The organism is Xanthomonas arboricola (assembly GCF_002940665.1).
Lineage (GTDB): Bacteria > Pseudomonadota > Gammaproteobacteria > Xanthomonadales > Xanthomonadaceae > Xanthomonas > Xanthomonas arboricola_B.
This window is the reverse complement of record NZ_MIGY01000001.1, coordinates 1,370,403-1,394,429: the sequence shown is the minus strand read 5'-3', so window position 1 is coordinate 1,394,429 and position 24,027 is coordinate 1,370,403. Positions and strand designations below refer to the sequence as shown.

The following is a 24,027-nucleotide window of genomic DNA, read 5'->3' as shown; positions in this document are numbered from 1 at the left end:
CGCAGGGGTCGCCCATCTGCATCGGACGCAGTGCGCGCCAACCGGCCGTACGCTGCGCCCTGCAGCCGCGCCGACACCTCCGGCCGGCAAGTCACTGACGCAGCCCCTGCGACCGGCCCGGCTACACTGCGCACATGTCATCCCAATCCCTGATCCTTCTCGGACTGCTCGTCGCAGTCCTGGTGCTGCAGCTGATCGCGCTGCTGCGACGTCCTTCCACCAGCGGCCTGGAGCTGGCGCTGCGCGCCGAGCAACGCGACGGCCGCGGCGAACTGCGCGAGCAACTCGAAGGCCTGGCGCGGCAACAGGATGGGCGCCTGGAAACCTTCGCGCGCAATCTCACCGAGCTGTCCACGCGCACCGATCAGCGCCTGGACCTGTTGCGCGACGCACTCGGCGAAGACGCCCGCAAGGCCCGCGAAGAAAGTGGCCTTGCGCAACAACGCACCGGCGAACTGCTGACGCTGCGGCTGACCGAATTGCGCACCCAGCTCGACGGCTTCGGCCAGCAGCAGGAAACCCGCATCCAGGTGTTCGGCCTGCAACTGACCGAGCTGATCGCACGCACCGACACCCATATGGCCGCCCTACGCGACGCGCTGGCCGAAGATTCCCGCAAGGGCCGGCAAGAGGCCGGACAGTCGCAGCAGCGCTTCACCGAGGCCTTGGGCCAACGTCTGACCGAACTCACCCAACGCAACGAGCTGCGCATCGGCGAGATGCGCGCCACGCTGGAACAACAGCTGGCTAACCTGCAGAACGACAACGCCAGCAAGCTCGAATTGATGCGCGCCACCGTCGACGAAAAGCTGCAGACCACGCTCAACACGCGCCTGGATGCCTCTTTCAAGCTGGTTTCCGAGCGCCTGGAGCAGGTGCAGCGCGGCCTGGGCGAAATGCAGCAGCTGGCCACCGGCGTGGGCGATCTCAAGCGCGTGCTGACCAACGTCAAGGACCGCGGCGGCTGGGGCGAGGTGCAGCTGGAGAACATCCTCGAGCAGACGCTGACGATGGAGCAGTACGCGCGCAGCGTGCGGGTCAGGCCCGACAGCGCCGAAGCGGTGGATTTTGCGATCCGCTTGCCGGGGCGTGGCGACGACACCGTGGTGTGGCTACCGGTCGATGCCAAGTTCCCGCGCGAGGACTACGAGCGCCTGATCGATGCGCAGGAAAAGGGCGAGCTGGACGCGATCAAGACTTCGACCGCGCAGCTGGAACGCGCCATCCGCATCCAGGCCAAGTCGATCAGCGACAAGTACGTGTGCCCGCCGCAGACCACCGACTTCGCGGTGATGTTTCTGCCCACCGAGGGCCTGTACGCCGAAGTGATCCGTCGCGCCGGCCTGGTCGACCTGCTGCAGCGCGAACATCGCGTGGTGCTGGCCGGCCCGACCACGTTCACCGCCCTGCTCAACAGCCTGCAGATGGGCTTCCGCACGCTGGCGATCGAAAAGCGCTCCAGCGAGGTCTGGCAGGTGCTGGGCGCGGTGAAGAGCGAGTTCGGCAAATTCGCCGGCATTCTCGAAAAGGCCGAGCGCCAGATCAGCACGGTCGGCAAGAGCCTGGGCGAAGCCAGCCGCAAGACCCGCACCATCGAACGCCGCCTGCGTGGCGTGGAAACCCTGGCCAGCGAACACTCCCAGGCGCTGCTGGACGATGCCGGCAGCGACGACACCGGAAGCAGCAGCGAAGACGACAGCAACGACGAGCAGGAGTGATCCGGCTGCGTCAGGCGATGCCACAAGCCATGACGTAGGAGCGCACCCGGGCGCGACCGGGCATTACCGATAACGCCTCATCGCGCCCGGGTGCGCTCCTACGAACGCAGGTCTCCGGCGTGCCCTTCTTGCGCCCGATGGCGAGCACGCCACGCAGACATCGCCGCCGCGATGCTTGCGTCACCTGGTTCAAGAAGAGGTTTTCCCCGATGGCGACCCGATCGATCCACGCAGTGCTCTGCGCGCTGCTGCTGACCGCATGCAGCAATACCCCGGCGGCCAGGTCGGGCGCTGCGGCAAGCGCTCCGCAGCCACCGCGCGCCGTCTCCGCCGACGCTGCCGACTGCACGGCAAAGGGCGGGCAACTGCGTCCTGTCGGCCGCATGCAGACGGTGCGTTGCGTGGTGCCGTATGCCGACGCCGGCAAGACCTGCAGCGACAACGCCGACTGCAGCGGCGATTGCCTGGCCACCAGTATCGTGCCGACCGGCACCGCGACCTCCGGCACCTGCCAGCGCGACAGCGACCGCTTCGGCTGCCGCCAGGAAGTGGTCGGCGGCATGGGCCAGGCCGCGTTGTGCATCGATTGAGGGCTTCGAATATGGCCAAGCGCTTGCACTGGCCGGTCAGCCGATCGGCCCGTGCGCGTCGCTGCAGACATCTGCCGGCAGCGTGAGCCAGCGGCATCGCTCGCTCCACCCTGGCGGTTTATGCTCTCGGCTCCACCTGTCCAGGACGCACCGATGAGCCAGACGCTTTACGACATCCCCGTGGCGCGCATCGACGGTGCGCCCGCCACGCTGGCCGACTATCGCGGCAAGGTGTTGCTGGTGGTCAATGTCGCCTCCAAATGCGGGCTGACCCCGCAGTACGAAGGCCTGCAAGCGCTGTATCGCGACAAGCAGGCACAGGGACTGGAAGTGCTGGGCTTTCCGGCCAACGACTTCAAGGGACAGGAGCCCGGCAGCGAGGCGGAGATCGCGCAGTTCTGCCAGCTCACCTATGACGTGAGCTTTCCGATGTTTTCCAAGATCGCCGTCACCGGCGCCGAAACCCATCCGCTGTATCAGCAGTTGACCAGCGCCCGCCCGCAGGCCACCGGCGACGGCCCGATGCGCGAAAAACTGGCCGGCTACGGCATCGCACCCAACCCGGCACCGGGCGTGCTGTGGAACTTCGAGAAATTCCTGATCGGCCGCGACGGCCATGTCATCGACCGCTTCGCCCCCGACGTGCCAGCAGACGATGCGCGCCTGCGTGCAGCGGTGGATGCGGCGCTGGCTGCGTAGTGCGTGGCGGAGTACACGCCAACGTTACCCGTGCTGCTGCATTCGCTAACGCCTGACGAATTGCGCTTCATTGCCCAGCGCGATTATGGTCAGGACGTAGAGCGGCATTCACTGGCGCTCGCAGCCGTGGTTGCGCGCGGTGGTCGGTTCGAGCCGGGTGAGGATTGATATCCGTACGAGGTTGTCGAGTTGGGCGCCCACACCCTTGTGTCAGGCCATGTCCGTGAGTTTGCGATGTGCACGCTACTGGTGATCGCTGCGGTGGCGGACGGTTTTGATTTGTCCACTGCACTTCTGGACAAGTTCCAGGACCGTGCTGACGACTATGCGAAGCTGCCGACGGATCTTCAGCAGGCGATTCTGGCAGCGTATGTCGCGGCTGACCTACAACGACCAACGTGATCCAGGCCGGTGGCGTGGATCGGTTTTTTTCTTCAGAGCTTTCTCCGCGAGACATTGCCGGCAGGGCCGTAAAAGACCGGCGCACAAAAAAGCCCGGGATCGCTCCCGGGCTTTTCGTACTGACTCCAAACCGCAAGCTCGACCGATCAACGAATCCACTGCGGGATCGGCATCGCATCCACCGGAACGGTGCTGTCCTTGTCTTCGCGCAGGTAGTCGGGCAGCTCGTTGTTCTTTTCGCGATGGCTGCGCAGATCGCGCACGATCTGGTAGTTGCGGCGTTGCATCCACGCATCGCGGGTCAGCGCGTATTCGTCCGGTGCCTGGTCGCGCAGCGAATCCAGCGACATCAGTTGCGCGCGCGTATCCACCAGCTGCAAACCCTGCAGGGCGAAGCGCGCACCGCTGTCGTCGACCTGGCGCAACGGCGAGAGCGGAATGTCGCCGCCCAGCCCGAAGGTATCGCGCACGGTGCGTGGGCCGAACAACGGCAGCTCGAAGTAGCGCGAATTGCGCCAGCCCCACACACCCAGGGTCTGGCCGAAGTCTTCGCTACGGCGCGGAATGCCCGCTGCCGAGGCCGGATCGAACAGGCCGGCCACGCCCAGCGTGGAATTCATCACGAAGCGGCCCAGCGACTGCACCGCATACACCGGGTGGCCCTGCAGCAGCTGATTGACCATGGTCAGCGGCGTGCCCAGATTGTCGAAGAAGTTGGTCACGCCCAGGCGGGCCGGACGCGGCACGACCTTGGTGTAGCCGGTGGCCAACGGACGCGCCACGCCGCGGTCCACTGCCAGGTTGAAGCGGTGCATGCCGCGGTTATAGCGCTCCCACGGATCATAGGACGACGCGTCACCGGGCTGTACCGGTGCACCGTTGGCGCCGGCCTGCGGGGTGGTGGGGCCGTAGAGCGCAGCGAAGTCGTCCTCGGCCGAGGTAGGTGCACCGGGCGTACCGGCGCTAGCATCGGCCCTGGTCTGGTCGGTGGACGCCGCTGCGGTGGCCGGCACGGCGTCGGGTGCGGCAAAGCCGGCGGCGGCCGGCTGTGCGGTCACGCCGGCATCGTCGCGCACCGGCGCTGGGGTCGCATCCGGGACGGTCTCGGCAGCGGCCACCGGCGGCGCGGACTTCGGAGCTTGGCCGGCGCAGGCGCCAAGCAGCAGGCAGGCCAACAAGGAAAGGGGGCGAAGCTGGGTCATGGGGTGGCACTCAGGCCTGGAAATCGAAAGTAGGGGACAAACGGTAGGCGGCACGCAATTCTTCCAGACCGGACGCTTCTCCCACCACCGTGACAGGGCTGGCTGCGGTGCTACGCAGACGCGCAGCCAGTTCGGCCAGCATCGCAACGCCAGCGCTGTCCAGGCGTTGTACACCCGACAGGTCCAGCGTGCGAATGCCGTCCAGCTGTGCGATCGCCTGCGGCCATGCCGCAGTGACCGCGTCGCGGTCGAGCACGCCGGTGAGGACCAGCGTCTCGCCCTTGCGTTGCATGGAGCTGTTACTTGCCATTGGCCGGTGCCGCACCGACCTGCAGATTGCCGCTACGCAACTCTGCGGCAACCTTGGCGATGCCCTTCTCGCGCAGCGGACCGTCGAACTGGGTCTTGAAGGTCTGCACGTAGGAGATGCCTTCGATCATCACATCGAAGATCTTCCACTGGCCACCGACGTTACGCATCATGTAATCGACCGGGGTCGGGTCATTGCCGGCGCGCAGCAGGTCGGTGGACACCTTGACGCCGCGGTTGCCCGGCAACGGGCTCTCGGACTTGGCACGGAAGGTCGGCTTGCCTTCGAAGTTCAGCAACGCGGTGCCGTAACGCTGCATTAGGTTGTCGGCCAGCGCATCGGCGAACAGCTTGACGTCCGCATCGGAAGCACCACGGCCGTTGACGCCCAGCACCAGGCGGGCCGAGTAGTCGCGGTCGAAGGCCTTGTTCAATTCGCCGTTGATGTACTGACGCAGGGCGGCCGGGTTGCTGCGGAACTCGGCGCGGCGCTGATCCAGCGTGCCCAGGATGCGGGTGCTGCTGTCGATGACGGTCTTGGTGGCAGCGCCCTGCGCGGGCGTGCTGGCGGCGGCCGGCTGGGCCAGCACGGTGGCCGGTGCGCACACCAGCAGGGTCGAGGCCAGGATGGCGGAAAGCAGGGTGGTTTTCATTGGTGTGATTCCGTAGAGGGAGAAGCGGTCTGAGCCGGCGCGGGGGCCTGGCCGTCGGTGGCGGCCGGGGCGTTGCTGCCACCACCGCCACCACTGAACATGTACTTGCCGACCAGCTGCAGCAGATCCACCGCCGGCTGGGTGAAGCCGATTTCTTCGCCCGGCTTGAGCGTCTGCGGGTCGCCGCCCGGCTGCAGCCCGATATAGCTCTCGCCCAGCAGGCCGCTGGTGAAGATCCCGGCCGAGGTGTCGGCGGGCAGATCCTTGTACTTGTTGTCCAGCGATAGGGTGACCACCGAGTCGAACTTGGTCGGGTCCAGGCTGATGTCGGACACCTTGCCGATGGTGACGCCGCCGATCTTCACCGGCGCCTGCGCACGCAGCTGGCCGATCTGGCTGAAGCGCGCGGTCAAGGTGTACTGGCTGGACCCGAAGCCCCAGCGCTGGTTGGTCGAAGCCACCGCCAGCACCAGCAGCGAGGCCAGGGTCAGCAGCAGAAAGGCGCCGACGGCGAATTCGAGTCGTGGTCCACGCATGGCCATAGTTATTCCACTCACCTAAACAACATTGCAGAAAGGACGAAGTTGAACATCAGCACCAGCAGCGAGGCGTTCACCACCGCACGGGTAGTGGCGATCGAGGTGCCCTCGATGGTCGGCTCGGCGTGGAAGCCCACGTAGGCGGCGACCAATGCGGCCGTGCCGCCGAAGATCGCCGACTTGAGCATCGCCACACCGAAGTCGTCCCAGAAGTCCACGCTGTTGCTCAACCCCGACCAGAATGTGCCGTTGTCGATGCCCAACACGTGTACGGCCTCGAAGTAGCCGCCGGTGATGGCCAGCGAGCAGAACACGCCGGTCAGCAACGGCACCGTCAGCACCGCCGCCCAGAAGCGCGGTGCCACCGCCTTGGCGACCGGGTCGATGGCCATCAGCTCCAGCGCCTTGATCTGGTCGGTGGCGCGCATCAAGCCAAGCTCGGCCGCGATCGAACTGCCGGCGCGGCCAATGAACAACAGCGCGGTCAGCACCGGTGCCAGCTCGCGGTACAGCGACAGTCCCAGCAAGGTGGACAGCGCATCCGACGCACCGTAGGTGGTCAGCGTGCGGTAGCCCTGCAGGGTCAGCACCAGGCCGACGAAGGCACCGCCAACGGCGATGATCGGCAGTGAGCGCGCGCCGACCTTGTAGATCTCGCGCACCAGCTCGGCGATGAAGTCGCGCGTGGGCACCGAGCCGCGCAGCACGGTCAGCGAGAACAGCCCGGCGCGGCCGAAGGCGCGGATCGACTCGACCATGCCCATCAGGCAGCACTCCGGTCGCGCCGCGGCGCCGCATCGAAGGCGATCGGGCCATCCGGCTGGCCATGCAGGAACTGCTGCACCAGCGGATCGGTGCTGTCCTGCAATTGCTCGGGCGTGCCGGCGAACACGATGCCGCCATTGGCGATCACCACCGCCTGGTCGCTGATCGGCAGGGTTTCGTGCACATGGTGACTGACGATGATGCTGGTCAGACCAAGGCTGTCGTTGAGGCGCTGGATCAGGCTCATGATCACGCCCGAAGCGATCGGGTCCAGCCCGGTCAACGGTTCGTCGTAGATCATCAGCGGCGGGTCCAGTGCCAGCGCACGCGCCAACGCCACACGCCGCGCCATGCCGCCGGACAACTCGCGCGGCCAAGCATCGGCGGCAGCGAGCAGGCCCACCGCATGCAGCTTCATCTGTACCAGGCGCTGCAGCACCGGCGCCGGCAGGCGCGTATGCGTACGTAGCGGCAGCGCGACATTGTCGGCCACGCTCAGGTCGGTCAGCAGGCCATTGCCCTGCAGCAGTACGCCGACATTGCGACGCATCTCCAGCAATGCACGGTTGCCATGCGGAATTTCCTCGCCGAACAGGGTGACCGTGCCGGCGACCGGACGCAGCTCGCCGGTCAGCGCGGCCAGCAAGGTGGACTTGCCGCTACCGGAAGGACCGAGCACGGCCGTGATGCTGCCGCGTGGCACCTCAAGCGAGACGTCGCGCAGGATCGTGCGACCGCCGCGATCGATGCGGACACCGGACAACTGCACGACAGGGGATGCGGACGCCGTCATCGAAGCCTTTAACAGAATTCCAACGCGATAGAGTAACCGTCACACGGCTGAACATAACCGAACCGGCGCGTGCAGTATTGTCGCATGACGCCTGTACTGCAGCAGACGCAGTACGGCTGATACGTGTGCAACAAGCCGTCTCATGCATGACGCAACGCAATCTTCGAACGCATGGGTGTTGTGGCAGGTATGCCCTATGTGGATGATCGGATTCCCTGCCGACCATGAGCACAAAATGGACTTACTGACCCTGGAGCACTTTGCAGGCAGCGTCAACGACACGTTCTCGGCCGCATTGAACGAAGGCGAGGTTCCATTCGTGCTGGTCGAGGCGCGCGCGCTGCCCACCACGCACGCGGTACATCGCGCGCCGTTTTCGCTGTTGTTCCGCAACAGCTCGGCATTTCTGTTTCCGCAACAGATCTATCAGCTGCGGCACACGCGGCTGGGCGAAGTTGGAGTGTTTCTGGTGCCAGTGGCGCGTGAGCGCGATGGTTTTCTGTATCAGGCGGTTTTCAACTGAACTCATCCGCAGCTGCGGATTCGGCACAACGCCACTGCATCGCAAGATGCATGTCGCTGGACTCGCCGGCAATAAATCCCAGACGCTGATACAGGCGCCGCGCCGCAAGATTGGTATGCAGCACATGCAGCGATAATGGACACCCGGCTGCACGCGCCAACGTCTGCGCATGCGCCACCAACGCAGTGCCGATGCCCTGGCCGCGCCAGGCCGGCAGCAGGCTGATATCGACCAGCACGTGCTGCGGCGTGGCGCGCTGTAGGTAGAACCTGCCCAGCGGCGCCTGCGCGGTTTCCACGACCAGGAAGTCTGCATCGGCAAAGTGGGTCAGGTAGTGCGCGTGCTGCAGCGCAAACTGTTGGTCGACAAATGTGCGTTTGGTCGCGTCCGGCCATGGCGCTGCCGCCAGTTCAGCGCTGCGGGTGCACGCATACAGATCGCGCAGCCATGGCAGGTCGGCAGCGTTCGCTGCGCGTAGCCGGACGCCGCGCGCGTGCAGGACCGGCGGTTGTGCGATGGGCGCATGCCGTTGCGGAAAGGGCAGCGCGGGAAAGCCGACGGCGGCGGACATGCCCTTCTCGCCTCAGCCGAATGCCGGGTAATCTCCGGACAGGGCGATGCAGAAGTTCACCGCAAGATAGGGCTGCTGGTTTTCATGCGCCAGCCCATTGCCGGTCGGCAGCAATGCCGTCGGCGAGAATTGCGTCTCGGGCTGCTGCACGGTGGCAAATGGACGTGCGGTGGTGCTGCCCAGCGACGACAGCGCTGCACCATTGGCGGGCGTGCCGCTCTTCTTGGTCTGATCCGATTGCGAGAACGCGCTGATGCTGTGCTGGTGCGATGGGATCTGCGAGCTCAGCAGGCTCACCCCGGCAGTGCCGAACGTGTTGCCACGCTGCCGGTTGCTCAATCCGCCACCCAGGCCTTGCTCGCAGCCGGCGCGCGCGCAGAAGTTGGGCAACTGGAACGTACTGGAGCCGTTGCCGCCATAGGCAACACCCAGCAGCGAGTACAGCACGGTGTTCTGCGTAATCGGCAATGTTGCGCCGTTGCACAGCGCCCAGCCGACGGGATTGAAATCGAAGCCGAACAGCTGGATTTCGCCGATGTAGGGTTCGGTCATGAGCGGATTCCTTCGATGGGGCGAATGCGTGCCGCAGCGATTCCGTCGCGGCGCATGGGATCAGGCCTGTTGCGGGAAGATGCCGGTGGTGGCGATGCAGTACTGCACCGTCAACGTGGGCATGGTGTTGTCGTGCGCCTGGCCGCCGCCGCTAAACGTGGTCGATTGCGTGGCCATCGGCACCGCAGTGGCGCCAGTGGTGTCGGTCACATAGAACACGTCGCCACTGACCGCGGCGGGCAATAGTCCGGACGGCGCGGTCGCCGTCGCAGCGGCCGTGGTGGCGACCAGCGTGTGCGTGTGCGCCGGCATCTGCATTTCGCTCAAAGTCACCGCTTCGGTGCCTGCGCGCTGGGCGATGACGTAGTTGCTCAGCCCCGGTCCCTGGCCTTGGTGGAGCGGCACGCGGCCGCGCAGGTCGGGCACTGCGAATGTGTTCTGCCCGTCGCCGCCATAGAGCGTGCCGATCAGTACGTACAGGGTCTCGTACTCGGAGATCGATAGCAGGCTGCCATCGCAGGCCTGCCAGCCCTGCGGGGTGCGGCCGAAGCCGAACATGCGGATCTCGCCGATGAATGGAGTGGCCATGGTGTCCTTCCTGGTCTGTGATGCCGCGCCGTCATCGGCAGGCAGCGTGTAGAAGTGCCGGCGAACTAGCTACGCGAGGGAAAGATGCCGGACAGCGCAATGCAGAAATTGAGCGTGGTGTATGGCTGCAGGTTCGGATGCGGCTGGCTGCCGCCCGCATTGCCTACCGTCGCCTGGTTCATTGCCACCAACGCACCCGGCGCCGCATACAGCGCCGTGGCAGGGCCGGTGACGCTTGCGTTGTTTGCAAAGCTGCGGCCGGCGGGATTGCGGTTGTTGCCCGCGGTGGCTGTGGATTCCAGCAGGTGGTTGTGTGTTGGCAGATTGCTGGGCAGCAGTGAGACATTCTCGGCGCCGCCGCTCTGGCCCAGCGCCGGGGGCGCGGGTTGCCAATTCGGGTCGGCCGACGGCGCGAATCCGATCGGGGTACGCCCGCGCATGTCCGGCAACGCGAAGTTGGTGCTGCCATTGCCACCGAAGCGGGTGCCAAGCAGGCTGAAGAGCGCCTGGTTCTGGTTGACCGGCAGTAGCTGGCCGTTGCACTGCGCGAAATACTTTGGAGCGAAAACGAAACCGGTCATCATGATCTGGCCGACAAAAAACTCGCTCATGCGGATTTCCTTCCCGTGAGTGCAACACCGACCGCGCGTCGGGGCTGCCGTACAGATACTCGTCGGGCCCGGATTCGGCAAGCCTCGATCATTCAGAACTGGAATGAAGTATTAATTTTTCGTTCTTTATTCTGCAGTCAGTTCCTGTTCAAATACGCTCGCAATGCCGAAGGGGAGACCCTCTAGGGCGGCATTGCCTTCAGGCACGAGGATCGTGCCGGCGCCGGGGGGCGCTCTCCAGGGGTGCGGATTGTGATCAAGCAGCGGAATTCTGTAACGGACGCCACCGGTGGCCTGATCCGTCTTGCCATCACGTTGGTGGTGCTCGCGGTGGCAATGCTGTTACCGGCCTGGGCCATGGCAGCGACGTCGCCGTATTGCCCGACGTTGAATGCGACCGTGGTTCAGGGCGGCTCTGTGGTCATCGACGTGACCAACTGCGACGGCCCGAACAATTTCGGCATCGGCTGGGACGGCGTACAACCGGCGCACGGCACGATCGTGATCAGTTCGCAGAGCGGGTCAGGCACGCAGACCGTCACCTAATACGCACAATGGCGATTCGGCCACCAGCGACTCCTTTCCGCTGGCAGACGAAGACGGCGACACCATCACCGTCAACATCACCATTACCCCGGCGCTGTCGGCCAGCATCGCGGTGAGTCCTTCCAGCCGCAACGAAGACAGCGGCGCGTCATTTACCTACACGGTGACCCTGAGCCAGACCAGCAGCTCGGCCACCACGGTCAACCTCAGCAGCAGCGGCACGGCCACCAGCGGCACCGACTACACGGGCGCGCCGACCAGCATCGTGGTACCCGCCAACGCCACCTCGGCCAGCTTTGCCGTCACCCCGGTCGCCGACACCACTGTAGAGGCCGACGAGACGGTCGTGATCAGCGTGGCCAGCGGCAGCGGCTATGGCATCGGCAGTCCGTCCAGCGCCACCGCCACCATCGTCAATGACGACTTTCCGACCGCATCGATCGCCGTGTCTCCGTCCAGCGTGGCCGAGGACGGTGCGGCCAATCTGATCTACACCGTCACGCTCGACCAGGCCGCGTCGAGCGCGGTGTCGGTTGTCTTCAGCGTTGGCGGCACGGCGACCTCGGGCACTGATTACGCGGCTGTGAGTTCGCCGCTGGTGATCGCCGCCGGCCAGACCAGCGGCACCATCACCATCAATCCCACCGCCGATGCCACCATCGAACCGGACGAGACCGTGGTGCTGACCCTTGCGAGCGGCACCGGCTACAACGTGGGTTCGCCCAACAGCGCCACCGGCACCATCCTCAACGACGACCAGCCGACGCTGTCGATCAACGACGTCTCGGTGAACGAGGGCAATGCCGGCACCACCAATGCCACCTTCACCGTCTCACTCAACCAGCCGGCCGCCACCGGCGGCGTCAGCTTCGATATCGCCACCGCCGATGGCACCGCCACCGCCGGTGTGGACTACGTTGCCTCCAGCCTGACCGGGCAGACCATCCCCGCCGGCAGCAGCAGCGCCACCTTCACCGTACTGATCAACGGCGACACGCTCAGCGAGCCCGACGAGACCTTCTTCGTCAACGTCAGCAACGTCACCGGGGCGAGCGTGGGCGACAGCCAGGGCCAGGGCACGATCGTCAACGACGATGCGCTGCCTGCACTGTCGATCGACGACGTCAGCGTCAACGAAGGCAACAGCGGCACCACCACGGCCACCTTCACGGTGAGCCTGAGTATGGCCAGCGGCCAGACCGTGTCGGTCAATTACGCCACCGCCGATGGCACCGCCACCGCCGGCAGCGACTACGTCGCCCGCTCCGGTACGCTGACCTTCGCGCCGGGCGTCACCGCGCAGGGCGTGGCGATCACCGTCAATGGCGACACTGCGGTCGAATCCAACGAGACCTTCAGCGTCGGCCTGTCCGGCGCCAGCAACGCGAGCATCGCGCGCGCCACCGGCACCGGCACCATCGTCAACGACGACGTGGTGGTGACGGTTGGGCCGGCATCGCTGCCGGCGGCGACCGCGGGCAGCGCCTACAGCCAGACCCTGAGCGCCAGCGGCGGCACCGCGCCGTACACCTTTGCCATCACCGCCGGTGCGTTGCCGGCCGGGTTGACCCTGAGCGCTGCCGGCGTGCTGTCCGGCACGCCCACCGCCAGTGGCAGCTTCAATTTCACCGCGACCGCCACCGATAGCGGCGGTAGCCCCACCAGCGGCAACCGTGCCTACACGCTGACCGTGGCCGTGGCGACGACGACCTTGCCGGCGACCAACCTGCCGGCCGGCACCGCAGGCCAGGCCTATTCGAGCGCGCTCAATCCGGCGACCGGCGGCGTTACGCCTTACACCTACGCCGTCACCGCCGGTGCCCTGCCGGCGGGCATCACGCTCAACGGCAGCAGCGGCGCCCTGACCGGCACCCCCGGCAGCGTGGGCAGCTTCACCTTCAGCGTGACCGCCACCGACAGCACCACAGGCACGCCGTCGCAGGCCACGCGCGGCTACACGTTGACCATCGCCGCGCCGCCGATCGTGGTCGCGCCGTCCACGCTGCCGGCCGCCACGCGCGGCACGGCCTACAGCCAGGTGCTGAGCGCCAGCGGCGGCACCGCGCCGTACACCTACGCGCTCGCCAGCGGCACGTTGCCGGCCGGTATCACCCTGGCCAGCAACGGCACGCTGTCGGGCACCGCCACGGTGGAAGGCAGCTTCAACTTCACCGTGACCGCGACCGATGCGGGCAGCTTCACCGGCAATCAGGCCTATGCACTGACCGTGGCCGGCCCGAACCTGGCGCTGCCGGCCAGCACCTTGCCGGCAGGCACGGCCGGGCAGGGGTACTCCGCGGCGATCACGCCGGCCACCGGCGGCACTGCGCCCTACAGCTACGCATTGACCGGCGGCGTCCTGCCGGCGGGTGTGGTCGTGGATGCGGCGACCGGCGCCCTCAGCGGCACGCCGACCGTGGCGGGCACGTTCAACTTCACCCTGACCGTGTCCGACAGCACGCCAAGCCCGGCGGCGCAGGCCAGCCGCAGCTACACGCTGACCATCGCTGCACCTGTGGTCGTGATCGCGCCCACCGCGCTGCCGGCCGCCACGCGTGGCACGGCCTACAGCCAGGTGCTGAGCGCCAGCGGCGGCACCGCCCCGTACACCTACACGCTCGCCAGCGGCACGTTGCCGGCCGGCATCACGCTGGCCAGCAACGGCACGCTGTCGGGCACCGCCACGGTGGAAGGCAGCTTCAACGTCACCGTGACCGCGACCGACGCGAACGCCTTCACCGCTGCGCAGGCCTATGCACTGACGGTGGCCGGCCCGAACCTGGTGCTGCCGGCCAGCACCTTGCCGGCAGGCACGGCCGGGCAGGCGTATGCGGCGACGATTGCCCCGGCCGCCGGCGGCACAGCGCCTTACAGCTACGCACTGACAGCAGGCGCATTACCCAATGGCGTTGTGCTCGACGCTGCGACCGGCGGGCTCAGCGGCACGCCGACCTTGTCCGGCACGTTCAACTTCACCCTGACCGCGACCGACAGCACGCCCAGCCCCGCCGCCCAGGCCAGCCAGCGCTATGCGGTCACCATTGCAGCGGCGACGCTGGTGCTGGCGCAACCGACCCTGCCACCGGCGGTGCGCGGCAGCGCGTACAACCAGGTGCTCACGGCCAGTGGCGGCATTGCGCCCTATCGCTACAGCATCGCCAGCGGCACGCTGCCGGCCGGCCTGACGCTGGCCAGCGACGGCACGCTGTCGGGCACGCCGACGACGCAGGGCACCTCGGCCTTCACCATCGCGGTGGCCGATGCCGGCAATGCCAGCGCCACCCAGGCCTACAGCTTCACGGTGAACGATGCGGCGCCGGTGGCGGTGGCGGATGTGGCGGCCACCATGAGCGATGCTGCGGTGACGGTGGCGGTGACCGCCAACGACACCGGCAACATCACGGCGATCGCCATTGCCGCTGCGCCCACGAACGGCACCGCCGTGGTCAACGGGCTGGAGCTGGTCTACACGCCGGCCGCCGGTTTCGTCGGCACCGATGTGGTGAGCTACACGGTCACCGGTAGCGGCGGCACCTCGGCGGCGGCCACGTTGACCATTGCGGTCAATGCGCGGCCGGTCGCGGTGTCGGTCGCTGCTGCGGCAGTGCCGGGCGAGGCGCAACAGGTCGACCTGACCCGCAATGCCACTGGCGGGCCGTTCGTGGCGGCGGCCGTGGTCGCGGTGCTGCCTGCGTCGGCCGGTACCGCCACCATCACCCGTGTCGGCGGTGCCTCGGCAGCGGCCCGTGCGTCCGGCCCATCGCCGGCGGCGGTTGTCGACGGACCCACCTTCACCCTGACCTTTACGCCCAACCCGGCCTTTGTCGGCCAGGCCACGGTGCAGTTCACCTTGTCCAATGCGTATGCCACCTCGGTGCCGGCCAACGTGGTGTTCACCATCGCACCGCGTCGCGACCCCAGCGTGGATGCGGAAGTGCGTGGCCTGATCGATGCGCAGTCCGAGTCCACGCGGCGTTTTGCGCGGGCGCAGATCGACAACTTCCAGCGCCGTCTGGAAGCCACCCATCGCGGCGGCGGCACCTTCAGCAACGCGGTGAGCTTCCAGCCGACCTCGCATTGCCGTCAGGCCGACCGCGGCATCAGTGCGCAGCCCTGCAGCCCGGACACGCAGGAGGCCGACAACGACTTCCGCGATGCGCCGGCAGTGGCCAGCAGCGGCAACAGCGCTGCGCAGGGCCAGGGCGATCTGGGGCTGTGGGTGGGCGGTGCGATCCGCTCGGGCAGCCTGGACAAGCAGTCCAACAGCAACGGGGTGGACTTCCAGACCGACGGCCTGAGCGTGGGCGCCGATTACCGGGTGGCGCAGTCGCTGGCGATCGGTGCGGGCCTGGGGTGGGGCCGCGACGACAGCGATGTGGGCAGGAACGGCAGCCACTCCAAGGCCGCCGCCTACACCATGGCGTTGTATGCCAGCTTCCATCCGGGCAAGGCGTTCTTCTTCGACACCCTGGTCGGCTACCAGCTGCTGTCCTACGACCTGCGCCGCTATGTCACCGACGACGCCTCGATGGCCGAAGGCAGCCGCGACGGCAAGCAGTGGATCGCCTCGCTGTCCACCGGTGCGGACCTGCAACGCGGCGAGCTGCAGATCACCCCGTATGCGCGTGTGGATGTGGCGCGCGCCACGCTGGATGGCTATGTCGAAGACGGCGTGGCGCCGTTCGCGCTGCGCTATGACGACATGGACGTGGCCACCACCACCGGGAACCTGGGTCTGCGCCTGGAATGGCGCCGCGAAGTGGCCTGGGGCCGGCTGACCCCGCAGTTGCGCGTGGAATATCAGCGCGACTTCCAGGGCCGCGGCGATGCCACGCTGAGCTATGCCGATCTGAACGGCGGGCCGTTCTACCGCGCAGGCCAGAGCGCGTTCGATCGCAACCGCCTGATGGTCGGCATCGGCGCGGCGTTGCTGACCGAGCAGGGCCTGTCGACGCGGCTGGAATACCGCGGCATCACCGATGGCGACAGCAACAACGACCAGACCTGGATGATCAACCTGGAAAAGAAATACTGATCGTCTCCAGCGTCCTGCATCAGGCCAATGCGATGGGCCGGGCGAACATCCCGGCCCATCGCTTTTTGTGATGCCGCCGCAGGGGTATTGCATGGCGGTGCCGGCGCCTGGAGGCGCGTTGGTCGACGGTGGCTTGCAGCGATATCGCCGAGCGCCGCGGCCGCACGGCATCGCAGGCAGTACTGCATCAAAGGCAACCCGCAATCCGCTCGCGCCTGCTGCGTTCGGGTGCAGTAGCTCCGCAGCGTGTCGGCGGTCGATCGCCGAGTTCGGCCGCGCGTCTGCCCATTCCAGTACGGCCGAACAGTGGCGCCACTCGCTGCGCGCCGGCCCTGGGCCAACAGCGCAGCACGGCCGCATCCGGCACAATGCACGCACGCATGCACGCCACTTCCGCGCCCGATTTCCGCCTCTATCCCTCCAATGCGCTGGATACGCTGGCTGCCTTGCTCGCACAGGAGCTGCGCCGGCCGGTGCCGGAGCAGCCGTTGCTGCAGCCGGAGGTGGTGCTGATTCCGCAGGTGGCGATGCGGCGCTGGTTGCAGTCCACGCTGGCGGCCGAGCACGGGGTGGCGGCCAATCTGGAATTCCTCACTCCCGGCGAATTCGTCGCGCGCGCGCTGGAATGCAATCTCGGCCCGGCCGACGACGATCTGGACATGGCCACCACGCAGTGGCGCCTGTATGCCGCGTTGCAGGCCGATCTGGGCAGCGATGCGGCGTTGGCGCCCCTGGCCGGTTATCTGTCCGATGGCGATGCGCTCAAGCCCTGGGCGCTGGCCGGCGAGCTGGGCAACGTGTTCGAGAAGTACCAGGCCTGGCGACGCGACTGGTTGCTGCGCTGGGAAGGCGGCGCCGACCCCGATGATCCGCAGGCGCGCCTGTGGCGCAGCATCGCCGCCGGCCGGCAATACCGCGCGCGCCGCATCGGCCAGTATCTGGACCGCTACGCACGCCCGGACGGTCCGCTGCCGCAGGGCCTGCCCAGGCGCCTGTTCGCCTTCGCCATCTTGAATATCTCGCCCGACGTGCTGCGCGTGCTGGCCACGCAGGCGCGCGTGGGCACGCTGCATTTCTATCTGCCCACTCCCACGCAAGGTTACTGGGGCGACCTGCAGACCCTGTGGCAGCGCCGTCGCGAAGACGGTGCGGTGCAGCTGTTTGCCGAGCAGGTGCAGGAGAACCCGCTGCTGCAGGCCTGGGGCGCGGCCGGGCGCGACTTCATGGCGTTGGTCGGCGACTACGAGGTGGTGCACCCGCTGGCCGAGATCGCCGCCTACGCCGATCCGCTGGAATCCGGCCGCCGCGCACTGGCTGACGGCGGCCTGGGCGACAGCCTGCTGCGGCGCATGCAGAGCGACCTGTTCCATCGCCGCGCGCCCAGCGTGCCTGCCGCGTTGCCGGCGGTGAATCTGCACGACCCCAGCCTGCAGGTGCACGCCTGCCACACCCGTCTGCGCGAGCTGCAGGTGCTGCACGACCAGCTGCGCGCCTTGCTCGACGATGCGCGCTTCGACCCACCGCTGCAGCCGCGCGAGATCGCGGTGCTGTCGCCAAATATCGACCCGTACGTGCCGTATCTGGATGCGGTGTTCGGCAGCCACGGCAACGACGATGCCTTGCCGTACGCGCTGGCCGACGCCAGCCCGTTGGCCAGCGAGCCGCTGGCCGAAGTGTTCCTGAGCTTGCTCGGCCTGCCGATCGCACGCTTCGGCCTGCACGAGATCCTCGACCTGCTCGCCAGTGCGCCGATCGCCGAGGCCGCCGGCCTGGACGAAGCCGGGCTGGAACGTCTACGCGGCTGGCTGCATGCCGCCGGCGCGCGCTGGGGGCTGGATGCGGCGCACCGGCGACAGCATCAGGCACCGGGCGACGACGCCTACACCTGGCGCTTCGCACTGGACCGGCTGCTGCTCGGCCATGCCAGCGGCGCCGACGACGATATCGAGGGCGTGGCGCCATGGCCGCAGCTGGAAGGTAGCGCGCTGGCCGCACTGGATATCTTGTTGAAGCTGCTGCGCGTGCTCGAACGCCACCAGTCCGTGTTGGCCGAGGCGATGACGCCGGTCCAGTGGCGCGAGCGACTGCTCGGCCTGCTGGAGGCGCTGATGCCAAAAGCGCCCTCGGCACCGCGTGCGCAGCGCGCGCTGGACCGCCTGCGTAGCTTGATCGACCAGTTCGCCCGCGATGCGGTGCGCGCCGACTACGCAGGCGATGTGCCGGCCGAGGTGGTGCGCGCGCATTTTGCCGCGGTGCTGGGCGAGTCGGACACGCGTGCGCCGCTGCTCACCGGCGGCATCAGTTTCGGCCGCATGGTGCCGATGCGCTTGCTGCCGTTCCGCGCGATCTGCCTGCTCGGCATGAACGATGGCGACTTCCCGCGCCGCGACCCGGCCGCCGGGCTCAATCGCCTCACTGTCGAGTTGGGCACCGAGCGTCGCCGCCACGGCGACCGTTCGACCCGCGAGGACGACAGGTTCCTGTTCCTGCAGTTGTTCGCCTCCGCGCAGGAGGTGTTCTACCTGAGCTATCTCGGTGCCGATGCGCGCGATGGCAGCGCGCGCGAACCGTCGGTGCTGGTCAGCGAACTGCTGGGCAGTGCCGCGCAGTACCACGCCGACCCGGCGGCAATCGACACGCTGGTGGTGCAGCACCCGTTGCAGCCGTTTGCCGCTGCCGCTTTCGGTGCGCCGGGCGATCACGGCGCCGACCCGCGCCGTTTCAGTTATCGCCGGCAGTGGCGCCCCGCGGTGGACAGCCTTACCGGCCAGCGCCAGCCGCTGGCGCCGTGGGTGGCCGGTGCGTTGCCGGCCGATGACATCGCAGTGCCGACCAGCGTCTCGATCGATGCGCTGCGCCGCCTGTTCGCCGACCCGGCCGGGCAGTTCCTGCGCCACCGCCTGGGGATGCGCTTGCCCGATCCGGCCGGCGAAGACAGCGATCTGGAACCGCTGCTCGCGCCCACGCGCGGGCTGGAGCAATACGGCCTGCAGCAGCATGTGTTCGACGCCGCGCTGGCCGGCGACACCGAGCGGCTCTACGAGCGCCTGCGCGCGCGCGCGCTGCTGCCGTCCGGGCCGCTGGGCCGCCGCCAGCTCGACGAGCGGGTGGCGCAACTGCGCCCGTATGCCGAGGCATTCCGGCACTGGCGCGGGGAGGCGCCGGGGCAGTCGCGCCGGTTGCAGGTGCAGATCGGCCAGACCGAGGTGCACGGCCGCGTGCCCGGCTGGTATGCGAGCGGGGTGGGGCGGGTGCAGGTCGGCGCGCTCAGCGGCCGCAGCGCGATCCGCCACGGCCTGGAATGGCTGCTGCTGCGCGCCGCCGGCGAGCACGCGCCGTATGTGCGCTTCTTCGAAGACGAAGACGGTTTAGGCCCGCATCCCATCGACGCCGAGCCGCTGTCGCAAACGCAGGCGCAGGGCGCGTTGGCCGCCCTGCTGCAGGTGTATCGGCAGGGCTTGCAGACGCCGCTGGCGTTCGCGCCCTACAGCAGCTGGAAGTATCACCAGGCCGCGCGCAGCAACGACCTGGACAAGGCCATCAAGGACGCCGCCGGGCAGTGGCAATCCAGCTTCGGCTGGAGCGAATCGCACAGCCCGGAACTGCGCCTGGTCAACCGCGGCCGCGACCCGTTCGCCGACGCGCAGCGCTTTGCCGATTTCGCCACCACCAGCCATCGCGTGTACGGCCTGCTCGAGCACGGCAATGCGGATGCGACGCTGGATCCGGAGCGTCTGATCGAGAGCTGGCGCCACTGGCACGGCGCGCAGGAAGAGGCCGAATGAGCGCCAGCCCGGTCACCGACCCGTATCTGCACCTGCCGCTGCATGGCGTACGCCTGATCGAGGCCAGCGCCGGCACCGGCAAGACCTTCACCCTGGCCACGCTGTTCACCCGGCTGGTGGTGGAGCGCGGGCTGCGCATCGGACAGATCCTGGCGGTGACCTTCACCGAGGCCGCCACCCAGGAACTGCGCCGCCGCATCCGCGAGCGCCTGGTGCTGGCCGCAACCCTGGTCCCCGACGCCCCCGTAGGAGCGGCCCGGGCCGCGACCGACCTCGCCAACGACCCGTCGCGGCCAGGGCCGCTCCTACAGGACGCGCCAGACGCCTTTCTCGCCACGCACCTGGCCCCTGGCACCGAAACACCCACCGCCCTCGTAGGAGCGGCCCCGGCCGCGACCGACTTCGCCGACGACCCGTCGCGGCCAGGGCCGCTCCTACAGGACGCGCCCGATGTCCTGCTTACGCGCGCCATCCTCGCCACCCACCTGGCCACCGGCACCGAAACACCCGCCGCCCTGCGCCGCCGCCTGCAGCAGGCGGTGGAAGAAATCGACCTGGCCGCCGTGTTCACCATCCACGGCTTCTGCGCGCGCGTGCTGCGCGAGCATGCGCTGGAAAGCGGCCAGGCCTTCGCCGCACCGGAACTGCTCGCCAACGACCGCGAACTGCTGGGCGAAGTTGCCGCCGATCTCTGGCGCCAGCGCGCCGCCGATGCGGCAATGGCCGAAGACCTGATCGCGCTGTGGTCGGGCGGCCCGGAGGCATTGGCCAGCGATCTGCGCGCGCTGGTGCGCCATCCAACGCTGCTGCCGGCGCCCGCCACAACACACGACGATTCCGTTGCGCTGCTGCAAGCGGTGCAAGCCGCCAGCGCCGCATTGGCCGCGGCATTCCAGACCCACGGCACCGCGTTTTTCGACACTCTCATGGCTGCCATCGACGGCGGCATGCTGAGCAAGGTCAGCTACAAACCGGAGTGGCTGGCAGCGCTGTGGCATTGGTTCGACAGCTTCGCCGCCGCGCCATCGGTCACCACCGCCCCGCACGCCAAGCTGATCAAGTTGACCGCTGCTGAACTGGCCGCCGGCACCAACAAGAAGTTCGTCGATCGCACCCCGGCCTCGCCGCTGAGCCACGCGATCGACGGCTATCTCACCGCGCTGGCCCGTGTCGAAGAATGGCGCACACGTCGCCGCATCGACCTGCTGCACGCGCTGCGCGACGATGCCATCGCACGGCTGGCACTGCTCAAGCGCCAGCGCCGCGTGCAGACCTACGACGACCTGGTCGATGGTGTCGCGCACGCGCTGGAAGGCGCGCAGGCGCAGGCGCTGGTCACGCGGCTGCGCGGGCAATACGCCATCGCGCTGGTGGACGAATTCCAGGACACCGACGACCGCCAGTGGGCGATCTTCTCCAACGTGTTCGGCGAAGGCCCGCGCGCACGCGCGGCCGGCCTGGAGCCGGCGCTGTTTCTGATCGGCGACCCCAAGCAGGCCATCTACGGCTTCCGTGGCGGCGACGTGCGCACCTATCTGGCCGCCGCCGTCACTGCCGAACTCGCCCCGCCGCTGAGCCACAACTTCCGCTCGCGCCCGGGCGTGCTGGCGGCCATCGACGCCTTGTACGCGCAGGCCGGCTACGGCGATGCCTTCCTCACCGATGGCATCGCCTTCCACCCGGTGCGGCCCGGCACCAAGCGGGCGGATGCCGACCTGCAACGCGATGGCGGCCCCGCCCCGGCGCTGACGCTGTGGCGCGCCCCGGAACCGCCGCCGCCCATTAAAGGAAAGCCCAAACCGTGGAGCGCCAACCGCGCCCGCGAGCTGGCCACCGCCGCCTGCGCGGCGGCGATCCGCGGCTGGCTGGCCGGTGGCCGCGACGGCACCGCCACCGTCACTGGCCGCCCGGTGCAGGCCGGCGATATCGCCGTGCTGGTACGCAGCCACGGCGAGGCCACGCGCATGCAGCAGGCGCTGGGCGCGGTGGGCATCCCCGCCGTGGCGGCCGGCAAGCAGAGCCTGTTCGCCACCGACGAGGCGCTGGAGCTGCTGGCCCTGCTGCAGGCCTTGCTCGACCCGGGCGACGACAGCCGCCTGCGCGCCGCGCTGGCCACCGTGCTGATCGGCGCGGACGCCGCCGCCATCGCCGCGCTCGCGCACGACGGCGAGCGTCACCGCCGCTGGCAGCAGCAGGCGCTGGACTGGCGCGAGCGCTGGCAACGCGGTGGCCCGCTCGCCCTGATCGGCGACCTGGGCGCCGCGCACGGGCAACGCCTGCTCGCCCTGGTCGATGGCGAGCGCCGCCTCACCAACTACCTGCAGCTGGCCGAACTGCTGCAGGAGGCCGACGCCCGCGCGCTCGGCCCGCATGGCCTGGTCGACTGGTTGTCGCGCCGCATCGCCAATGCCGACGACAACGACGAAGCCCAGCAACTGCGGCTGGAGTCGGACGCACGCCGCGTGCAGATCGTCACCCTGCACAAGAGCAAGGGCCTGGAATATCCGCTGGTGTTCCTGCCGTACATCGGCATCGGCCGCAGCGACAAGGGCGCCGGCCGCCATTGCGTGGTGCATGCGCCGGAGCTTGGCCGCCAGCTGCACTGGAAGACTGATAAAGACGACCCAACCTGGAGCGCCGCCGAAGCGGCCTGGAAGCAGGAACAACGCGCCGAAGACGCACGCCTGCTCTACGTCGGCCTGACCCGTGCCGAGCACGCGCTGTGGATCGCCAGCGGCCCGTTCCACCAGCACGAGCGCACCGCACTGTCTGGCATGCTGCGCGCGCTGGACGCGCTGCAGGGCGCGGCCGGCGAGGGCGCAGTGGTGGTGGACACCTCCACGCCACCGGCCAACCTGCCGCGCCTGCCGCCGCCGGTCGAGGCGCAGGTGCCGCCCGCGCGCGCCCCGCAGCGGCATATCGCACCGGAGTGGTGGGTCTACAGCTTCACCCAACTGGCCAATGCCGATGCCGGCGCCGCCACCGACCCAATGGCCAGCGCCACGGTGGTCGGCAGTGGCGGCAGCGACGAGCCCTCCGGCAGCGAGGCCGTTGCGGTGGCCGCCGAAGTCGACACCTTCGACCCGCGCTTTGCCGGCAACCGCTTCGGCGTGGTGATGCACGACGTGTTCGAGCGCTGCGACTTCGCCGCCTGGCAGGCCTGGCGCCCCGGCCTGCCCGCACCCGAGGGCCAGGCCGCCGCCATCCTCGAGGCGCTGCAACGCGGCGGCTACGTCGAGAAGGAATGGGACGACGGCCTGGCCATGCTCACCGCGCTGATCGGCCACACCCTCACCGTGGCCCTGCCCGAAGGCACCACCCTGGCCGCCGTGCCCGCGCCGCAGCGCCGCAACGAGATGGAATTCCACTTCGCCATGCGGCCCACCCGCGTCGATGCACTGCTCGCACTGCTGCATCGCTTCGGCGTGGTCGGCGACCGCCAGGCGTTCGGTATGCGCCAGCGGCTGGAAGGCCTGATGACCGGCCTGATCGACCTCACCTACACCATGGACGGCCGCTGGTACGTGCTCGACTACAAATCCAACCGCCTGCCCTGCTACGACGCCGACGCCCTGGCCCGCGCCATGGCGCACAGCGAGTACGAGTTGCAGGCGCTGATCTACACCGTCGCCCTGCACCGCTGGCTGCGTTTCCGCCTGGGCGATGGCTACGACTACGCCCGCGACTTCGGCGGCGTGCGCTACCTGTTCTGCCGCGGCCTGTACGCCACCCGCAACCCCGCAGCCGACTCCAGCTCCATCCTCGGTTCCGGTTTTGACTCCGGTTACGACTCCAACTCCAACTCCAACTCCGACTCCGACTCCGACTCCGACTCCGACTCCGTCAACGGCGCCAGCGCCAGCGCCGCCTCCGGTTCCGACCTCGTCAATGGAGCCAGCTCCATCTCCGATTCGGGTTTCGACTCCGACGCCGGCGTCGACGCCGTCAACCGCGCCACGCCCGCACCCGGCATCCACGCCTGGCGCTTCGACCCGGCGCTGGTCCAAGCCCTGGACGCCCTGTTCGCCGGCAGCGCCCCGGAGCCGACATCCAGCAACCCAGGCACGCCCGATGCCCGCTAGCGCACAACCCCTTACCGCTGACGCACCAAAGCCCCGCTCCCCCCGGGGCGATAAGGCACTGGTT

General features: G+C 68.2%; 19 protein-coding genes and 1 pseudogene. 10 read left to right on the top strand and 10 right to left on the bottom strand.

Features of this window, described 5'->3' with window-relative positions; all coding sequences use genetic code 11:
• Positions 1 to 134 precede the first annotated feature (134 nt).
• The 5 genes from rmuC to XarjCFBP7645_RS21895 all read left to right on the top strand — a co-directional run bounded on the left by rmuC (position 135) and on the right by XarjCFBP7645_RS21895 (position 3,409).
• Positions 135 to 1,718, top strand: a complete 1,584-nt coding sequence (gene rmuC / locus XarjCFBP7645_RS06130) for a DNA recombination protein RmuC (protein ID WP_104536574.1) — start codon at positions 135 to 137, stop codon at positions 1,716 to 1,718.
• Between the two features lie 209 nt (positions 1,719 to 1,927).
• Complete coding sequence (locus XarjCFBP7645_RS06125) at positions 1,928 to 2,308, top strand: hypothetical protein (RefSeq protein ID WP_104536573.1); 381 nt, start codon at positions 1,928 to 1,930, stop codon at positions 2,306 to 2,308.
• A 153-nt stretch (positions 2,309 to 2,461) separates the two neighbouring features.
• Positions 2,462 to 3,007 (top strand): glutathione peroxidase, encoded by a 546-nt coding sequence (locus XarjCFBP7645_RS06120; RefSeq protein WP_104536572.1) that lies wholly within the window; start codon positions 2,462 to 2,464, stop codon positions 3,005 to 3,007.
• Positions 3,008 to 3,037: 30 nt separating this feature from the next.
• Positions 3,038 to 3,175: a hypothetical protein gene (locus XarjCFBP7645_RS21900; RefSeq protein ID WP_258079506.1), complete on the top strand. Its 138-nt coding sequence runs from the start codon at positions 3,038 to 3,040 to the stop codon at positions 3,173 to 3,175.
• Positions 3,176 to 3,196: 21 nt separating this feature from the next.
• The gene (locus tag XarjCFBP7645_RS21895) at positions 3,197 to 3,409 is read left to right on the top strand and encodes a hypothetical protein (RefSeq protein ID WP_258079505.1); all 213 of its coding nucleotides are present in this window, start codon (positions 3,197 to 3,199) and stop codon (positions 3,407 to 3,409) included.
• 146 nt (positions 3,410 to 3,555) lie between these two features.
• On the opposite strand, the gene XarjCFBP7645_RS06110 is transcribed toward XarjCFBP7645_RS21895, so the two are convergent.
• The 6 genes from XarjCFBP7645_RS06110 to XarjCFBP7645_RS06085 are packed head-to-tail and all read right to left on the bottom strand — an operon-like array spanning position 3,556 to position 7,670.
• Positions 3,556 to 4,611: an MlaA family lipoprotein gene (locus XarjCFBP7645_RS06110; protein ID WP_104536571.1), complete on the bottom strand. Its 1,056-nt coding sequence runs from the start codon at positions 4,609 to 4,611 to the stop codon at positions 3,556 to 3,558.
• Between the two features lie 10 nt (positions 4,612 to 4,621).
• Positions 4,622 to 4,921, bottom strand: coding sequence for an STAS domain-containing protein (locus XarjCFBP7645_RS06105; protein WP_181126190.1), 300 nt, complete (start codon positions 4,919 to 4,921; stop codon positions 4,622 to 4,624).
• Entirely contained in the window at positions 4,911 to 5,573 is a 663-nt protein-coding gene (locus XarjCFBP7645_RS06100; protein ID WP_104536569.1) for an MlaC/ttg2D family ABC transporter substrate-binding protein, read from the bottom strand. The genes XarjCFBP7645_RS06105 and XarjCFBP7645_RS06100 overlap by 11 nt, the downstream gene beginning before the upstream one ends.
• Positions 5,570 to 6,115, bottom strand: coding sequence for an outer membrane lipid asymmetry maintenance protein MlaD (gene mlaD / locus XarjCFBP7645_RS06095; RefSeq protein WP_104536568.1), 546 nt, complete (start codon positions 6,113 to 6,115; stop codon positions 5,570 to 5,572). The genes XarjCFBP7645_RS06100 and mlaD overlap by 4 nt, the downstream gene beginning before the upstream one ends.
• Before the next feature lie 11 nt (positions 6,116 to 6,126).
• Positions 6,127 to 6,876, bottom strand: a complete 750-nt coding sequence (locus XarjCFBP7645_RS06090) for an MlaE family lipid ABC transporter permease subunit (protein WP_104536567.1) — start codon at positions 6,874 to 6,876, stop codon at positions 6,127 to 6,129.
• Positions 6,876 to 7,670, bottom strand: a complete 795-nt coding sequence (locus tag XarjCFBP7645_RS06085; RefSeq protein ID WP_104536566.1) for an ABC transporter ATP-binding protein — start codon at positions 7,668 to 7,670, stop codon at positions 6,876 to 6,878. The genes XarjCFBP7645_RS06090 and XarjCFBP7645_RS06085 overlap by 1 nt, the downstream gene beginning before the upstream one ends.
• 235 nt (positions 7,671 to 7,905) lie before the next feature.
• Between XarjCFBP7645_RS06085 and XarjCFBP7645_RS06080 the strand changes: the two genes are divergently transcribed.
• Entirely contained in the window at positions 7,906 to 8,193 is a 288-nt protein-coding gene (locus XarjCFBP7645_RS06080) for a DUF6916 family protein (protein ID WP_104536767.1), read from the top strand.
• On the opposite strand, the gene XarjCFBP7645_RS06075 is transcribed toward XarjCFBP7645_RS06080, so the two are convergent.
• From XarjCFBP7645_RS06075 to XarjCFBP7645_RS06060, 4 genes are all read right to left on the bottom strand, one after another.
• Positions 8,186 to 8,764, bottom strand: a complete 579-nt coding sequence (locus tag XarjCFBP7645_RS06075; protein WP_104536565.1) for a GNAT family N-acetyltransferase — start codon at positions 8,762 to 8,764, stop codon at positions 8,186 to 8,188. The two genes, XarjCFBP7645_RS06080 and XarjCFBP7645_RS06075, sit on opposite strands and share 8 nt — an antisense overlap.
• A 12-nt stretch (positions 8,765 to 8,776) precedes the next feature.
• Positions 8,777 to 9,316, bottom strand: a complete 540-nt coding sequence (locus XarjCFBP7645_RS06070; RefSeq protein ID WP_104536564.1) for a phage tail protein — start codon at positions 9,314 to 9,316, stop codon at positions 8,777 to 8,779.
• A gap of 60 nt (positions 9,317 to 9,376) precedes the next feature.
• Positions 9,377 to 9,904 carry a phage tail protein gene (locus XarjCFBP7645_RS06065; RefSeq protein ID WP_104536563.1) on the bottom strand — a complete coding sequence of 176 codons (528 nt, stop codon included), beginning with the start codon at positions 9,902 to 9,904 and terminating at the stop codon, positions 9,377 to 9,379.
• 65 nt (positions 9,905 to 9,969) lie between these two features.
• Positions 9,970 to 10,515, bottom strand: a complete 546-nt coding sequence (locus tag XarjCFBP7645_RS06060) for a phage tail protein (RefSeq protein ID WP_104536562.1) — start codon at positions 10,513 to 10,515, stop codon at positions 9,970 to 9,972.
• A 336-nt stretch (positions 10,516 to 10,851) separates the two neighbouring features.
• Between XarjCFBP7645_RS06060 and XarjCFBP7645_RS22185 the strand changes: the two are divergent.
• The 4 genes and pseudogenes from XarjCFBP7645_RS22185 to XarjCFBP7645_RS06045 all read left to right on the top strand — a co-directional run.
• A pseudogene (locus XarjCFBP7645_RS22185) lies at positions 10,852 to 13,267 on the top strand (beta strand repeat-containing protein); the annotation flags it as partial.
• Between the two features lie 21 nt (positions 13,268 to 13,288).
• On the top strand, positions 13,289 to 16,096 hold the full coding sequence (locus tag XarjCFBP7645_RS22180; protein ID WP_429001458.1) for a putative Ig domain-containing protein: 2,808 nt from the start codon (positions 13,289 to 13,291) through the stop codon (positions 16,094 to 16,096).
• 380 nt (positions 16,097 to 16,476) lie between these two features.
• The gene (recC, locus tag XarjCFBP7645_RS06050) at positions 16,477 to 19,881 is read left to right on the top strand and encodes an exodeoxyribonuclease V subunit gamma (protein WP_104536766.1); all 3,405 of its coding nucleotides are present in this window, start codon (positions 16,477 to 16,479) and stop codon (positions 19,879 to 19,881) included.
• Positions 19,878 to 23,963 (top strand): UvrD-helicase domain-containing protein, encoded by a 4,086-nt coding sequence (locus XarjCFBP7645_RS06045; RefSeq protein ID WP_104536561.1) that lies wholly within the window; start codon positions 19,878 to 19,880, stop codon positions 23,961 to 23,963. Before recC ends, XarjCFBP7645_RS06045 begins: the two co-directional genes overlap by 4 nt.
• The last annotated feature ends 64 nt before the right edge of the window (positions 23,964 to 24,027 follow it).